Source organism: Rhodococcus sp. NPDC060176, assembly GCF_042728675.1.
Lineage (GTDB): Bacteria > Actinomycetota > Actinomycetes > Mycobacteriales > Mycobacteriaceae > Rhodococcus_F.
This window is the reverse complement of sequence record NZ_JBHWYS010000002.1, coordinates 801,150-816,257: the sequence shown is the minus strand read 5'-3', so window position 1 is coordinate 816,257 and position 15,108 is coordinate 801,150. Positions and strand designations below refer to the sequence as shown.

Genomic DNA, 15,108 nt, shown 5'->3' with positions numbered 1-15,108 from the left:
GTTTCCCCCCATGCACCTCAAGAGTCTGACACTCAAGGGATTCAAATCCTTTGCGTCGGCAACGACTCTTCGGTTCGAGCCGGGGATCACCTGCGTCGTCGGCCCCAACGGCTCGGGTAAATCCAACGTCGTCGATGCGTTGACCTGGGTGATGGGCGAGCAGGGCGCCAAGGCCTTGCGCGGCGGCAAGATGGAAGACGTCATCTTTGCCGGGACCTCCGGTCGGGCGCCGCTGGGCCGCGCCGAGGTGACCCTGACCATCGACAACGCCGACGGCGCGCTCCCGATCGAGTACTCCGAGGTGTCGATCACGCGCCGGATGTTCCGCGACGGCGCGGGGGAGTACGAGATCAACGGCTCGTCCTGCCGTCTGATGGACGTCCAGGAACTGCTCAGCGACTCCGGTATCGGCCGCGAGATGCACGTCATCGTCGGGCAGGGACGGCTCGCCGCGATCCTCGAATCCCGGCCCGAAGATCGACGCGCCTTCATCGAAGAAGCCGCCGGAGTCCTCAAACATCGCCGCCGCAAGGAAAAAGCGGTCCGCAAGCTCGATTCCATGCAGGCCAATCTCGCTCGGCTCAGTGACCTCACCTCGGAACTGCGTCGGCAACTCAAACCGCTGGGACGCCAAGCCGAGGTTGCTCGGCGAGCGCAGACGGTGCAGGCCGACCTGCGTGATGCAAAGATGCGTCTGGCTGCTGACGATCTGGTGACCCGTCGAAACCAGTTGAACGACCAGGCGCAGGACGAGAAAGCGGCCCGTGAACAGCACAACCAGGTGGCGGCTGCGCTGGACGAGGCCAATCTCGAACTCGGGCGCCAGGAGCAAGCTCTCGCTCGTCTGACTCCGGGATCGGAAGCCGCTGCGCAGAGTTGGTTCCAGCTTTCCGCGCTTGCCGAACGCGTCAACGCCACCGTGCGCATCGCCCGCGAGCGTGCGCGTCATCTCGACTCCGAACCCGTCGGCAACCGAGGCCAGGACCCGGACGAGATGGAGGCGCGCGCCGAACGTCTTGCAGCCGAGGAAGCCGAACTCCTCGAAGGCGTCGAGATCGCGCGAGCGGCATCGGAAGCAGCTCGTGAGCAGCTGGCAGCCACGGAAGATGCTGCAGCAGAGGCGGAACGGGCGCACATGGCGGAAGTCCGCGCCGTCGCGGATCGGCGCGAAGGTCTCGCTCGACTCTCCGGTCAGGTCGACACTCTGCGTACCCGCGTCGAATCCGTCGACGCGGAAGTGTCTCGGCTGACCGAAGCGATCGACGAGGCTCGCCTGCGTGGGGATGCCGCACAGGCCGAGTTCGACACGGTGCAGGAAAGCATCGGGGATCTCGATGCCGGTGAAGTCGGCCTCGACACCAATCACGAACGCGCCATCGAAGCTCTCGAGATGATCGACGCGCGCGTCGAGGAACTTCGCGAGGAAGAAAAGACGAGCGGGCAACGTATCGCTTCGCTCCGTGCGCGCGTCGAGGCGCTGTCGATGGGCTTGCAGCGCAAGGACGGTGGCGGTTGGCTGCTCGAACACCGGCGTGACGACGGTATCACCTCGCTGGCCGGATTGATCCACGTCGAACCAGGTTACGAAGCCGCGATCGCCGCCGCGATGGGACCGGCGGCGGACGCCGTCGTGGCGCAGTCGCTGGACTCGGCTCGGTCGGCTGTTGCATCGCTGGCCGATCAGGACGGTGGGCGTGCATCACTGATCGTGAGCGGTGAGCCGGCGATCAAGCGCGAGGCCGAGATCGCGCCGGGTAGTCGTCATGCGGTCGACGTCATCGACTGCCCTGACGAGTTGCGTGCCGGATTGACCGCCATCCTCGATGGCGTAGTCCTGGTCGAGACACTCGATGACGCGATTCGAGTTGTTGCTGACCACAAGGGAATTCGTGCAGTGACGCGTTCCGGCGATCTGCACGGTCCGGGGTGGATGATCGGCGGCTCGGATCGGCAACCGAGCACGCTGGAGGTGCAGGCGGCGATCGACGCGTCCGCAGCGGAACTGGCGGCAACGGAGAGCCGATCCGAGGAACTCGACGCTGCGCTGTCCGGCGCCCTGGCCGAACAGGCCGCTCGACGCGAGACCGCGGAGCAGACATTGGCCGCGCTCAACGAGTCGGACGCCGCCATGTCCGCCATCTACGAGCAGCTGGGCAGATTGGGGCAGGCAGCACGAGTCGCCCACGCGGAATCCGATCGGCTGACCGCCCAGCGAGTGCGTGCCGAGGAGGGACGCGGTGAGTCGCTGACCAAGCTCGCGGATCTGGAGGAACGACTGCGCGTTGCCGAAACCGACGGCAGTGCAACGGGACACGGCGCAGAATCGACCGCAGCCGACCGTGAAATGGCCGCAGCAGCGCTGGCGGAAGTACGCATCGTCGAAATGGATGCTCGCCTTGCGGTGCGCACCGCCGAAGAACGTGCGGAATCCGTTCGCGGAAAGGCTGATTCGCTTCGCCGCGCCGCGGCCGCCGAACGAGAAGCGCGAATTCGCGCCGAACGGGCTCTGCGCGCCAGGGCGCACGCGGCAGAGGTTGCAGCTGCCGTCGCCGAATCGGGACAACGTGTGGCGGCCGAACTCGAGACCGTCGTCGCTGCGGCTCTTGCTCACCGCGACGAGTTGGCTCGGGCCCGCTCCGAGTGCACGGCCAAACTGGATCAGGTCCGCGAGATAGTCCGTGCACTGACCGGACAGCTCGCTTCGCTCACCGACGCCGTCCATCGCGACGAGGTTGCCAAGGCTGAGGCGGCGTTGCGCATCGAACAACTCGAGGAGTCGATCCTCGACCAGTACGGTATCGGGCTCGACGATCTGATCGCCGAGTACGGGCCCGACGTCGAACTGCCACCGACGGCGCTCGAAATCGAGGAGTACGAACAGGCGAAGGAGCGTGGAGAGCAGGTCACCGCGCCCGCTCCGCTTCCGTACGACCGCACGACTCAGGAACGGCGCGCCAAGCGTGCAGAGAAAGACCTCGCCACCCTCGGCAAGGTCAATCCGCTCGCGCTCGAGGAGTTTGCAGCGCTCGAAGAGCGGTACACCTTCCTCTCCACTCAGCTCGAAGACGTCAAGACCGCTCGCAAGGACCTTCTTGCTGTGGTCGCAGACGTGGACGCGCGAATTCTGCAGGTATTCACCGAGGCGTACGCCGACGTCGAGCGTGAGTTCGTCGGAGTATTCGAAAAATTGTTCCCCGGGGGCGAAGGGCGACTGGTCCTCACCGACCCCTCGGACATGCTCACCACCGGCATCGAAGTCGAGGCGCGTCCGCCCGGCAAGAAGGTCAAGCGGTTGTCGTTGCTGTCGGGCGGAGAGAAGTCGTTGACCGCGGTGGCCATGCTGGTCGCGATCTTCCGGGCTCGCCCTTCCCCGTTCTACGTGATGGACGAGGTGGAGGCGGCGTTGGACGACACCAACCTGCGGCGGCTGATCGGACTCTTCGAACAATTGCGGGAGAAGTCGCAATTGATCGTGATCACCCACCAGAAACCGACCATGGAAATCGCCGACGCGTTGTACGGAGTCAGCATGCGCGGCGACGGAATCACCACAGTGATTTCGCAGCGACTTCGCGGTCAAGACATGGCCTCTACGTAAGCCCTGCTCACTTTCCGGCTCGGAGCCTGAAACAATGGGCCGGTGACTACCCAGGCTTGGATCATCATCGCGGCTGTAGCAGCCGTACTACTCGTCGTTCTCGTTGCCGGATTCCTGCGCTACCGCAAGGGGCAGGTGTCGCTGAAGGCGCCCGAGACGAAGCCGGAGCTCGGCGCCCCCGAGAAGGACAAGTCAGGCGGCTACAAGGCCGGCGGCGGGTTCAACTTCAGTCAGGGGTCCACGGCGACGGCGCCGCCTCCGGTGGTTCCGACACCTCCGGTCGCGGAGAAGCCGCCCGTTGTCGAAAAGCCGATAGTTGAAGAACCTGTCGTCGAAAAACCGGTTGTCGAGAAGCCGGCTGCTGCGGAACCGGCTGTCGAGGAACCTGTCGCTGAGAAGCCGGCCGTCGTCGAGGAACCGGTTGCCGAAGAGCCGGTAGTAGAAGAGCCGGTAGTAGAAGAGCCGGTAACCGAAAAGCCGGTTGTCGAAGAACCTGTTGTCGTTCCCGAACCTGTTGTCGTTCCCGAACCGGTAGTTGTACCCGAGCCTGTCGTGCCTGCACCGCGCGTGCTGGACGAGATCGACCCGACCGAGGGCCGGCTGGACCGTCTGCGCGGACGCCTCTCCCGCTCGCAGTCAGCGGTCGGCAAGAGCTTGCTCGGTCTGCTCGGTGGCGGCGATCTGGACGAGGATTCGTGGGAAGAAGTCGAGGACACCCTTCTGATCGCGGACCTCGGCTCCGCGACCACCGAGAAAGTCGTCACCAAGCTTCGTGAGCAGATGGCGGCCCGCAGTGTCCGCACCGAAGCTGACGCCCGCGCACTACTTCGCGAGGTGCTGATTGCCGAACTGCGCCCCGAAATGGACCGTTCCATTCGCGCACTGCCGCACGACGATCACCCGGCTGTTCTGCTCGTCGTCGGTGTCAACGGGACCGGCAAGACCACCACCACCGGCAAACTGGCTCGCGTGCTCGTCGCCGACGGTCGTCGCGTAGTGCTCGGTGCCGCGGACACGTTCCGCGCCGCCGCTGCCGATCAGCTCCAGACGTGGGCCGAACGTGTCGGCGCCGAAGTTGTCCGTGGCAAGGAGGGCGGCGATCCCGCTGCGATCGCGTTCGACGCGGTTTCTCGCGGCATCGCGGACGGCGTCGACGTGGTCCTCATCGACACCGCCGGCCGCCTGCACACCAAGACCGGTCTGATGGACGAACTCGGCAAGGTCAAGCGGGTCATCGAGAAGAAGGCGTCGGTCGACGACGTTCTGCTGGTTCTCGACGCGACGGTCGGCCAGAACGGACTCGCGCAGGCACGAGTGTTCGCGGAGGTCGTGGACATCACCGGCGTCGTGTTGACCAAGCTGGACGGAACCGCGAAGGGCGGAATCGTCTTCCAGGTTCAGCATGAACTGGGTGTGCCGGTGAAGTTGGTCGGTCTCGGTGAAGGCGCCGACGATCTGGCGCCGTTCGAGCCGGGTGCGTTCGTAGACGCCCTGTTGGGCTGACGCCCCCGTGCGCCTTTTTGGTAGTTCGAACTACCGAAAAGGCGCACAGGGTTCGTAGAACCCCCTGGCGAAACCTGTTTGCAACAAAGTTGGGCAATTGGTTCACGTCTGCGAAACGCGACAGCGCCATGGACGAAACACCAGCCCAGCACTCTTCTCCTTAACGACGTGCTGCCCGGCACGTGCGACTAGGAGGTAGTAAGTGAGTACCGACGATTTGTTGGCGAACTCCGGTAACGCCGCATGGATGCTGATGGCTGCATCTCTGGTCTTGCTGATGACACCCGGCCTCGCTTTCTTCTACGGCGGGATGTCTCGGTCCAAGTCAGTCCTGAACATGATGATGATGTCCTTCGGGGCCATGGCCGTCATCGGCGTCATCTACGTTCTGTGGGGATGGTCGATGTCCTACGGCACCGAGAACATCGGGGGCATTTTTGCCAACCCGTTCGAGTTCTTCGGCCTCAAGAACAGCATCACCGATGCTGACGGCAACTTCATCGCGGGCGCGTGGGGCTACCCCAACGTCATCGACATCGCGTTCCAGGTGACATTCGCGATCATCACAACCGCCCTCATCAGTGGCGCCCTGGCCGAGCGAGTCAAGTTCGGCACCTGGCTCCTGTTCTCGGGTATCTGGGTCACCGTCGTCTACTTCCCCCTCGCACACATGGTGTGGGGCGGCGGACTCCTCTCGGGCTCCGAGGACGGCATCGCGGCAAAGCTCTTCGGCACCACGGTCAACGATGACGGAGTCACCGTCGCCAACGTCGCTCCGATCGACTTCGCCGGTGGCACAGTCGTTCACATCAACGCCGGTATGGCCGGTCTGGTTCTCGCCCTCATCGTCGGCAAGCGTCTCGGCTTCGGCAAGACCGCCTTCCGTCCGCACAACCTGCCGTTCGTGATGCTCGGCGCCGCACTGCTCTGGTTCGGTTGGTTCGGTTTCAACGCCGGCTCGGCATTCGCCGCCGACGGTAACGCCGGTCTTGCTTGGGTCAACACGACCACCGCGACGTGTGCTGCAGTCCTGGCCTGGCTTGCTACCGAGCGTATTCGTGACGGTCACGCCACCAGCCTCGGCGCAGCATCCGGTGCGGTTGCCGGTCTGGTCGCCATCACTCCGGCTGCCGGTGCGCTCAACCCCGTCGGTTCCATCTTCCTCGGCGCTGTCGCCGGCATCCTGTCCGCTCTCGCAGTCGGCCTGAAGTTCCGCTTCGGCTTCGATGACTCGCTCGACGTCGTCGGTGTTCACCTCGTCTCCGGCTTGTGGGGCACGATCGGTATCGGATTCTTCGGCACCGCAACCGGCCTCTTCTACGGCGGCGACTACAAGCAACTGGTGGTTCAGATCGTGATCGCACTCGCAGCACTCGTCTTCACCGGCGTTCTGACGACGATTATCGGCTTCGCGCTCAAGCCCTTGGGCTGGCGAATCTCGGCCGAGGACGAGGCACGCGGCATCGACGAGACCGAACACGCAGAGACCGCATACGACCTCGCGTGATCAGCACGTGATTAAAGTGAATTCAGGCACTTCAGAGTTGGGAAAGGGATGAGCACATGAAGCTGATCACAGCAATCGTCAAGCCGTTCACGCTCGAGGACGTCAAGACCGGACTCGAGCAGGCCGGAGTGCTGGGTATGACAGTCAGCGAAGTTCAGGGCTACGGCCGACAGAAGGGCCACACCGAGGTGTACCGAGGCGCGGAGTACTCCGTGGACTTCGTACCCAAGGTTCGGGTCGAGGTCGTCGTCGACGACGCGGCCGTGGACAAGGTGGTCGAGGTGATCGTCGAGGCCGCTCGCACCGGCAAGATCGGTGACGGCAAGGTGTGGGTCTCGCCCGTCGAGTCGGTCATCCGGGTTCGAACCGGGGAACGCGGTGGCGATGCACTCTGACCCGAAAGGGTCCGAGAACTTCGGCCCTGGTTCCGTCGCGAAAGCGACGGGGCCAGGGCCGGTCTCGTCAGGGGGATCCGACGAAGCTGCGGACCTGGCCCGCGCACGCAAGGCCCTACTCACCGGAGGCGTCAAGAACAGGAGGCTCGACGCCCCGTCACTGCGACATGCACTGGTCGATCTGCACGAATTCTGGTTGACCACCAAGGGGACCGAACTGGGCATCAAACCGGATTGTGGGTTTGCCATCGTCGCCGTGGGTGGTCTGGGCCGACGCGAACTGTTGCCGTATTCCGACCTCGATCTGATTTTGCTGCACGACGACATGGACCCGGCAGTCGTCTCCCACGTTGCGGACAGCCTGTGGTACCCGCTGTGGGACGCGCACATCAAACTCGACCACAGCGTGCGGACGCTTCCGCAGGCGCTCCAGGTTGCGGCCACCGACATGACCGCGGCGCTAGGAATGCTCGAAGCGCGCCACATTGCCGGCGACGTGGAACTGAGCAACCTGTTGATCAGTGGTGTCCGTCGACAGTGGCGTATGGACATCCGCAGCCGGTTCGACGAATTGATCACCCAGACCCGTACGAGGTGGGAGCGAAGCGGCGAGATCGCCCATCGCGCCGAACCGGACCTCAAGAGCGGCCGCGGGGGGTTGCGTGACGTGCAGTTGCTCAACGCCCTGTCCATCGCCCAGTTGACCGACGGGATGCCAGGACTCGGACCCAACTCGCCCGGCGGCGGTCTGGCACTTGCGCACAGGCGGTTGCTCGACGTGCGCACCGAACTTCATCGCGTTGCCGGTCGCGCCCGCGATCAACTGCGAGCACAGGACGCCGACGAAATCGGTGCGGCGCTGCGGATCGGGGACCGATTCGATCTTGCGCGCCTCCTCAGTGAATCGGCGCGCACCATCAGCTATTCGGTGGACGTCGGTATCCGTACCGCCGGAAACTCCTTGCCCAGGCGCGGTTTGTCTCGGCTGCGTCGTGCGCCGGTGCGGCGGCCCCTGGACGAGGGCGTCGTCGAGCACGCGGGTGAGGTTGTTCTGGCGCGCGACGCCAGGCCGAAGAAGGACCCCGGTCTGGTGATGCGGGTGGCGGCAGCAGCAGCCACCAACGGCATGCCGATCTCTGCGTCGACGCTCAATCGCCTGGCCGACAATGCCCCCGAACTACGTGAACCGTGGCCCAAGAACGCGGTCAACGATCTTCTTGTCGTGCTCGGTTCAGGCTCGCGTGCGGTTCCGGTGATCGAGGCGATGGACCGGACCGGGCTCTGGGGTCGACTCCTGCCGGAGTGGGGAACCATTCGCGATCTTCCGCCGCGCGACGCCGTTCACACGTGGACGGTCGATCGCCACCTGGTCGAAACTGCCGCCTATGCAAGCGGATTCACCACGCGCGTTGCCCGGCCGGATCTGCTCATGCTCGGTGCGTTGATCCACGACATCGGCAAGGGTCGAGGGGGAGATCACAGCGTCGTCGGTGCCGAACTGGCCACCGCGATCGGAAATCGATTGGGACTCTGGCCTTCCGACGTCGCGACGTTGACGGCGATGGTGCGCTATCACCTGCTGTTGCCGGAAACCGCGACCCGTCGCGACCTCGACGATCCGGCAACGGTGCAGCGAGTGGTCGACGCACTCGAGGGAGACGGGACCCTTCTCGATCTCCTGCATTCGTTGGCGGAAGCGGATTCCCTGGCCACCGGGCCTGGTGTCTGGGGCGACTGGAAATCGTCGTTGATCGGTGAGCTCGTGCGTCGTTGCCGATTGCTGATGGCGGGGGAGGAGCTCCCGCAACCAGATCCACTCGCACCCGAGCAGTTGGCCATCGCCGAGGACGGCGGGGTTCACGTCTCGCTCGTTCCGGCCGAGAATCCGCACACCTACGTCGTGACCGTCATCGCGCCCGACGCACCCGGGTTGTTGTCTCGGGCTGCCGGGGTTCTGGCGCTGCAGTCTTTGCGGGTGCATTCCGCTTCGCTGGGGTCGCATGCGGGTTCGGCGGTCAACTCGTTTGTCGTGACGCCGAGGTTCGGTACACCGCCGCAAGCGGTGTTGCTCCGACAGGAACTGATCCGAGCGTCCGCCGGTGAACTGAATCTGCTCGAACTTCTCGATGCAAAGGACGAAGAGGCGCGGGCGGAGCAGTGGGACGACCCGATCCAGACCAACAAGGATTCGGCGGTTCCGGTGCTCTATTCGCAGGCGCCGCCGCGGGTCATCTGGTTCGACGCGCCCGGCGACGGTCACGCGATCCTCGAATTGCGCACCGAGGACCGCGTCGGCCTGCTCTGCCGTCTGGCCGCAGCACTCGAACACAGTGGTGCCGATATCCGGTGGGCAAAGGTCGCGACGTTGGGTTCTTCGGTGGTCGACGCGTTCTGCCTCGACTTCGGTGAGGCAGACACCCGCGCGGCCAGAGAGCGTGTGGAAGAGGCGGTCCTCGCGGTGGTTCCGGTGCCTCAACCCAAGAAGAAAGAGGATTGACGGACCTGGTTTCGGCGGTTACGCCCGCATCGGCTGGGATCGGTGCGGGCGTAGCGGCTAGGCTGGTGCCCGAGAATATCCACGGCTAACTCGCACGACCTTCAGGAGCGCACTCGGTGTTCGAATCCCTTTCCGACAGATTGACCGGATCTCTCAAGGATCTGCGTGGCAAGGGTCGTCTGTCCGGCGCCGACATCGACGCTACGGCCCGCGAGATCCGCCTTGCCCTGCTCGAGGCCGACGTCGCACTTCCCGTAGTGCGCAGTTTCATCGCCAAGGTCAAGGAACGAGCCAAGGGCGCCGAGGTCTCGGGTGCACTCAACCCGGCTCAGCAGGTCGTCAAGATCGTCAACGAAGAGCTGGTCGAGGTTCTCGGCGGCGAAACCCGTCGACTCCAGTTCGCCAAGACGCCGCCGACGGTCATCATGTTGGCCGGTCTGCAGGGTTCCGGTAAGACCACGCTGGCCGGAAAGTTGGCCAAGTGGCTCAAGGATCAGGGGCACACGCCGCTCCTCGTCGCCTGTGACCTTCAGCGTCCGGGCGCCGTCACTCAGCTTCAGATCGTCGGTGAGCGCGCGGGCGCTGCAGTCTTCGCTCCGCATCCCGGCACCTCCATCGGCGGCGGCGAGAACGCCCTCGGTGTGTCCGCTGCCGACCCCGTCGAGGTCGCCCGCGCCGGCGTCGAGGAAGCACGCAACAAGCATTACGACGTCGTGATCGTCGATACCGCCGGTCGTCTCGGCATCGACTCGGAGCTGATGGCGCAGGCCGCCGGTATCCGTGACGCCGTCAACCCGGACGAGACCATCTTCGTTCTCGACGCCATGATCGGTCAGGACGCGGTCAGTACCGCCGACGCTTTCCGTGAGGGAGTCGGCATCACCGGCGTCGTCCTCACCAAGCTCGACGGCGACGCCCGCGGTGGCGCCGCACTGAGCGTCCGCGAGGTCACCGGTCAGCCGATCCTCTTCGCCTCCACCGGCGAGAAGCTCGAAGACTTCGACGTCTTCCACCCCGATCGCATGGCCAGCCGGATCCTCGGCATGGGCGACGTCCTGAGCCTCATCGAGCAGGCCGAGCAGGTTTTCGACGCCGATCAGGCCGAAGCCACTGCAGCCAAGATCGGTTCCGGACAGCTCACCCTCGAAGACTTCCTCGATCAGATGATGGCCGTCCGCAAGATGGGCCCGATCGGCAACCTGCTCGGCATGCTGCCGGGTGCAGGCGGCATGAAGGACGCGCTTGCCAACGTCGACGAGAAGCAACTCGATCGCATTCAGGCAATCATCCGCGGTATGACGCCGGCCGAGCGTGACGATCCGAAGATCATCAACGCCTCACGCCGACTGCGCATCGCGAACGGTTCGGGCGTCAAGGTTTCCGACGTCAACCAGTTGGTGGATCGCTTCTTCGAAGCCCGCAAGATGATGGCTGCCATGGCCGGTCGTATGGGCATGCCCGGCGCCCGCAAGCAGGTTCGCAGCAAGAAGGGCAAGAAGGGCAAGAAGGGCGGCAAGGGTCCGACGCAGCCAAAGATGCGCGGAGGATTCCCCGGTATGGGCGGATTCCCGGGGATGCCCGGTGGCATGCCGGCCGGAATGCCCGACCTGTCGAACATGCCCAAGGGTCTCGATCAGTTGCCGCCCGGACTGGAAGGCATCGATCTCTCCCAGCTCAAGCTGCCCAAGAAGTAGTCGGTGACTGCGCTTCATCTTCGGGGTATCGGTCTGCCCGATGCCCGGCCGATCGAATTGTGGATCGTCGACGGGATGATTTCTTTCGAGCCGGTGTCCGGTGCGGAGACGATCGTCGAATCGGGTTGGATCACACCGGGTCTCGTGGATGCGCACTGTCACGTCGGTATCCGTTACGGCGGTGGCGGCGGCGAAACCGTCGACGGCTTGCTGGGGCAGGCGCAGACCGAACGTGACGCGGGCGTGCTGTTGCTTCGCGACGCAGGATCACCGGTCGACACCAGGTTCATCGACGAGCGCCTCGATTTGCCGCGGATCATTCGCGCAGGTCAGCACATCGCGACACCCAAGCGATACATCCCGGGCCTGCCGGTCGATCTGGACGACGAATCTCAGTTGCCGGCCGAAGTCGTGCGTCAGGCACGCGCCGGTGACGGTTGGGTCAAGCTCGTCGGGGACTGGATCGATCGTTCCATCGGCGACCTCGCCCCGTTGTGGAGTGACGAGATTCTGGTCGAGGCCATCGCCGCCGCTCATGCCGAAGGCGCACGGGTCACCGCTCACGTTTTTGCCGAAGATGCTCTACCCGGACTGATCAACGCCGGTATCGACTGCATCGAGCACGGGACCGGATTGACGGACGCGACCATCGAATCGATGGTCGCTCACGGCACGGCCTTGGTTCCGACGCTGATCAACATCGCTACTTTCCCCGAGATCGCGGACTCTGCCACGCGGTATCCAACCTACGCAGCGCACATGCGGGATCTGCACGCTCGTCGACACCAGACCATCGGTGCCGCCCACGACGCGGGGATTCCGATCTATGCCGGAACGGATGCCGGCGGTTCGATCAGGCATGGGCGGATCGCCGACGAGGTGGCCGAACTCCAGGCTGCCGGTCTGACGGCGCACCAGGCGCTGGGTGCAGCCTGCTGGGACGCACGGAGTTGGTTGGGCGCTCAGGGCATCGAAGACGGAGCGCCCGCCGACCTGGTGGTGTTCGCCGAAGATCCGCGCGGAAACCCCGCTGTGCTCGCGAAGCCGACGCGTGTGATCCTCCGCGGCACCCCCGTGAGTGGTTAGGGAGTCCCCGCACTCCCGGAACGCGCACAGGGTGGTTTCCGAACGAGCCCACCCATCTGGCACAATGGACCATTGTTCGTCGCAACCGGTTACGTACCGCTGCGACGGTCACAGGATAGAGGCAAAACCGGGCTCACAAATCGTGTGGGTCGCTGAATTGCACGTGACATGCGCAGCACTGTTGTGCGCGCTGAAGGAGAACTGCAGCTGTGGCTGTCAAAATCAAGCTCACCCGCCTCGGCAAGATCCGCAACGCTCAGTACCGCGTTGTCATCGCCGACTCGCGCACCCGTCGTGACGGCCGTGCGATCGAGACCATCGGCAAGTACCACCCCAAGGAAGAGCCCTCGCTGATCGACATCGATTCCGAGCGCGCTCAGTACTGGCTGTCCGTGGGCGCACAGCCCACCGAGCCCGTCGAGGCACTCCTCAAGATCACCGGTGACTGGCAGAAGTTCAAGGGCCTGCCGGGCACCGAAGGCACCCTGCGTGTCAAGGAAGCCAAGCCCACCAAGCTCGAGCTCTTCCAGGCTGCACTCGCGCAGGCCGAGAACGAGCCGGTTGCTGAAGCAATCACCCCCAAGAAGAAGAAGGCTGCAAAGGCTGACGAGGCCAAGGCAGAAGACACCGCGGCTGACGCCGAGGCTCCCGCTGCAGACGCCGAGGCTGCTGACAAGTGAGTGCCGTCGTCGCTGATGCGGTAGAGCATCTCGTGCGTGGCATCGTCGCCAATCCCGACGATGTTCGCGTCGAGCTGATCACCGGACGTCGGGGACGGACCGTCGAGGTGCACGTGCACCCCGACGATCTCGGCAAGGTCATCGGTCGGGGTGGTCGCACGGCGACCGCTCTGCGGACCTTGGTCTCCGGCATCGGTGGCCGCGGTATCCGTGTTGATGTCGTCGACACCGATCAGTAGACGGCAGTAAACAGGTGGAACTCGTAGTCGGTCGTGTCGCGAAGTCGCATGGCATCAAAGGTGAATTGGTTGTCGAGGTTCGTACAGACGAGCCCGAAGATCGTTTTGCCGTAGGTTCCGTGCTGCGTGGGCGTAAGCCGCGCGAGTCCACACTGAAGTCGTACACAGTGGAAGCCGCCCGGGATCATTCCGGGCGGCTTCTGCTGCGCCTCGAAGGCGTGAGTGACCGTGGCGACGCAGATGCGTTGCGCGGCACACTGTTTGTGATCGACAGTTCCGAACTCGAGCCTTCGGATGATCCGGACGAGTTCTACGATCACGAACTCGAAGGACTGAAGGTCGTCCTCACGGACGGCACCGAGGTCGGTTCGGTCATCGAGGTATTGCATTCCGCCGCAGGCGAATTGCTTTCGATTCGCCGCGCCGGTGAGACGTCCGGTGAATTGCTGATCCCGTTTGTCGCCGCCATCGTCACCTCGGTGTCGATCGCCGACGGCGTCGTGGTGATCGAGCCCCCCGAGGGACTGCTCGACCCGGACTTCGGCGACAAGTCGAACAGCGACAATTCGAACGCCGACAGCGACTGATCGCTCGTCATGCGTCTCGATGTAGTCACCATATTTCCCGAGTATCTCGAACCGCTTCGTGCTGCCTTGCTGGGCAAGGCAATCGAACGTGGCTTGATCTCGGTCGACGTCCACGATCTGCGGTCGTGGACCCATGACGTGCACAAAGCCGTCGACGATTCTCCGTACGGCGGCGGACCAGGCATGGTCATGAAACCGACCGTCTGGGGCCCGGCCCTGGACGACGTGATCGGACGAGCAGATACTGACGGCCCGGATGACGCCGAGACGATTCTGGTGGTGCCCACTCCTGCCGGCGTCCCGTTCACTCAGGCGACCGCGCACCGCTGGTCTACCGCAAAGCATCTTGTCTTCGCCTGCGGCCGATACGAAGGAATCGATCAACGAGTTTTCGACGACGCAGCCAAGCGGGTTCGCGTCGAAGAAGTCAGCATCGGCGACTACGTGCTGATCGGCGGTGAAGCTGCCGTGCTGGTGATGGTCGAGGCTGTTGTTCGACTGATGCCCGGTGTTCTCGGCAATCAGCTTTCACACCAAGAAGATTCGTTTTCCGACGGACTCCTCGAAGGACCCAGTTACACGCGTCCGGCCGTGTGGCGCGACCTCGAGGTCCCTCCTGTTCTGCTGTCCGGTGATCACGCAAAGATCAAGGCTTGGCGCCATGAGCAGTCGCTGCAGCGCACGGCCGAGCGTCGACCGGACCTGCTCCCTTAGGTATTTCGCTTCAACCAGGTGATGCTCGCGCCGTCACTCAGCGATTCGGTTGCAGTCGGTGTGAACGGTGTCGGCTCGAAGTTGCCTCTGATCATCGGTATGCCCGCGCCTGCGACAAGCGGATACCTCTTGACGACCAATTCGTCGATCTCCGGTAGCAGTTCGCCGGCGAGAGTTCCGCCGCCGCAGAGCCAGATATCTTGTCCTTCCTCCTCTTTGAGAGATTTGACCAGCTCCAGGGGATCAGCGCGGACGAGGGTGATCGCGGGATCCTCGGTGTCGGGGAGGGTGGTGGAGACGACGAACTGGCGCAGATGCGCGAAGGGGCTGCTCACCCCGGCGGTCAGTCCGGGCTCGTAGGAACCGCGACCCATGATGACGGTGTCGAAGACCTTGTTGGGTACGCCCTCCACTCCGAGGGAAGGCCGCACGTGCGTTGGCACGGTGTCGGGATACCGATCGCATATCCAGGCCGTGATCTGTTCGGATACCGGGTAGAAGTCGAATTCGCCGCCGGGTCCCGCGATGTAGCCGTCGAGCGATGCTCCCACGTAGTACACAAGCTTCCGCATGAAGTGCTCCGTTCGTAGTACTCTGTTTGTAGTGGT

Annotated in this window: 12 protein-coding genes; 11 read left to right on the top strand and 1 reads right to left on the bottom strand. The window is 64.1% G+C overall.

All coding sequences use genetic code 11. The features are described 5' to 3' along the window. The first annotated feature begins 10 nt into the window (after positions 1 to 10). The 11 genes from smc to trmD all read left to right on the top strand — a co-directional run bounded on the left by smc (position 11) and on the right by trmD (position 14,500). Positions 11 to 3,598, top strand: coding sequence for a chromosome segregation protein SMC (gene smc / locus ACFWEM_RS12165; protein ID WP_378533808.1), 3,588 nt, complete (start codon positions 11 to 13; stop codon positions 3,596 to 3,598). Between the two features lie 42 nt (positions 3,599 to 3,640). After that, positions 3,641 to 5,101: a signal recognition particle-docking protein FtsY gene (gene ftsY, locus ACFWEM_RS12160; protein ID WP_378533806.1), complete on the top strand. Its 1,461-nt coding sequence runs from the start codon at positions 3,641 to 3,643 to the stop codon at positions 5,099 to 5,101. Positions 5,102 to 5,348: 247 nt separating this feature from the next. After that, positions 5,349 to 6,608, top strand: coding sequence for an ammonium transporter (locus tag ACFWEM_RS12155; protein ID WP_042450902.1), 1,260 nt, complete (start codon positions 5,349 to 5,351; stop codon positions 6,606 to 6,608). A 56-nt stretch (positions 6,609 to 6,664) separates the two neighbouring features. Continuing rightward, entirely contained in the window at positions 6,665 to 7,003 is a 339-nt protein-coding gene (locus tag ACFWEM_RS12150) for a P-II family nitrogen regulator (protein ID WP_003942772.1), read from the top strand. Continuing rightward, positions 6,993 to 9,500, top strand: coding sequence for a [protein-PII] uridylyltransferase (locus ACFWEM_RS12145; protein WP_378449552.1), 2,508 nt, complete (start codon positions 6,993 to 6,995; stop codon positions 9,498 to 9,500). Before ACFWEM_RS12150 ends, ACFWEM_RS12145 begins: the two co-directional genes overlap by 11 nt. 116 nt (positions 9,501 to 9,616) lie before the next feature. Continuing rightward, positions 9,617 to 11,194, top strand: a complete 1,578-nt coding sequence (gene ffh / locus ACFWEM_RS12140; protein ID WP_230812905.1) for a signal recognition particle protein — start codon at positions 9,617 to 9,619, stop codon at positions 11,192 to 11,194. A gap of 3 nt (positions 11,195 to 11,197) precedes the next feature. After that, positions 11,198 to 12,280, top strand: a complete 1,083-nt coding sequence (locus ACFWEM_RS12135; RefSeq protein WP_378533804.1) for an amidohydrolase family protein — start codon at positions 11,198 to 11,200, stop codon at positions 12,278 to 12,280. Positions 12,281 to 12,489: 209 nt separating this feature from the next. After that, positions 12,490 to 12,960, top strand: coding sequence for a 30S ribosomal protein S16 (gene rpsP / locus ACFWEM_RS12130; RefSeq protein WP_003942818.1), 471 nt, complete (start codon positions 12,490 to 12,492; stop codon positions 12,958 to 12,960). After that, entirely contained in the window at positions 12,957 to 13,199 is a 243-nt protein-coding gene (locus tag ACFWEM_RS12125; protein ID WP_003939023.1) for an RNA-binding protein, read from the top strand. The genes rpsP and ACFWEM_RS12125 overlap by 4 nt, the downstream gene beginning before the upstream one ends. Before the next feature lie 14 nt (positions 13,200 to 13,213). After that, complete coding sequence (gene rimM, locus ACFWEM_RS12120; RefSeq protein WP_378533801.1) at positions 13,214 to 13,786, top strand: ribosome maturation factor RimM; 573 nt, start codon at positions 13,214 to 13,216, stop codon at positions 13,784 to 13,786. A 9-nt stretch (positions 13,787 to 13,795) separates the two neighbouring features. Then, positions 13,796 to 14,500: a tRNA (guanosine(37)-N1)-methyltransferase TrmD gene (gene trmD, locus ACFWEM_RS12115; protein ID WP_230812909.1), complete on the top strand. Its 705-nt coding sequence runs from the start codon at positions 13,796 to 13,798 to the stop codon at positions 14,498 to 14,500. Here the strand turns inward: trmD and ACFWEM_RS12110 are convergent. Beyond that, on the bottom strand, positions 14,497 to 15,072 hold the full coding sequence (locus ACFWEM_RS12110; protein ID WP_378533798.1) for a dihydrofolate reductase family protein: 576 nt from the start codon (positions 15,070 to 15,072) through the stop codon (positions 14,497 to 14,499). The two genes, trmD and ACFWEM_RS12110, sit on opposite strands and share 4 nt — an antisense overlap. Positions 15,073 to 15,108: the final 36 nt, after the last annotated feature.

What these genes read in the sequence shown, in the direction of transcription:
- ACFWEM_RS12145 (WP_378449552.1), top strand. Translation starts at nt 6,993, where the DNA reads ATGCACTCTGACCCGAAAGGGTCCGAGAACTTCGGCCCTGGTTCCGTC.
- ACFWEM_RS12110 (WP_378533798.1), bottom strand. Translation starts at nt 15,072, where the DNA reads ATGCGGAAGCTTGTGTACTACGTGGGAGCATCGCTCGACGGCTACATC.
- ACFWEM_RS12150 (WP_003942772.1), top strand. Translation starts at nt 6,665, where the DNA reads ATGAAGCTGATCACAGCAATCGTCAAGCCGTTCACGCTCGAGGACGTC.
- ACFWEM_RS12155 (WP_042450902.1), top strand. Translation starts at nt 5,349, where the DNA reads ATGCTGATGGCTGCATCTCTGGTCTTGCTGATGACACCCGGCCTCGCT.
- smc (WP_378533808.1), top strand. Translation starts at nt 11, where the DNA reads ATGCACCTCAAGAGTCTGACACTCAAGGGATTCAAATCCTTTGCGTCG.
- trmD (WP_230812909.1), top strand. Translation starts at nt 13,796, where the DNA reads ATGCGTCTCGATGTAGTCACCATATTTCCCGAGTATCTCGAACCGCTT.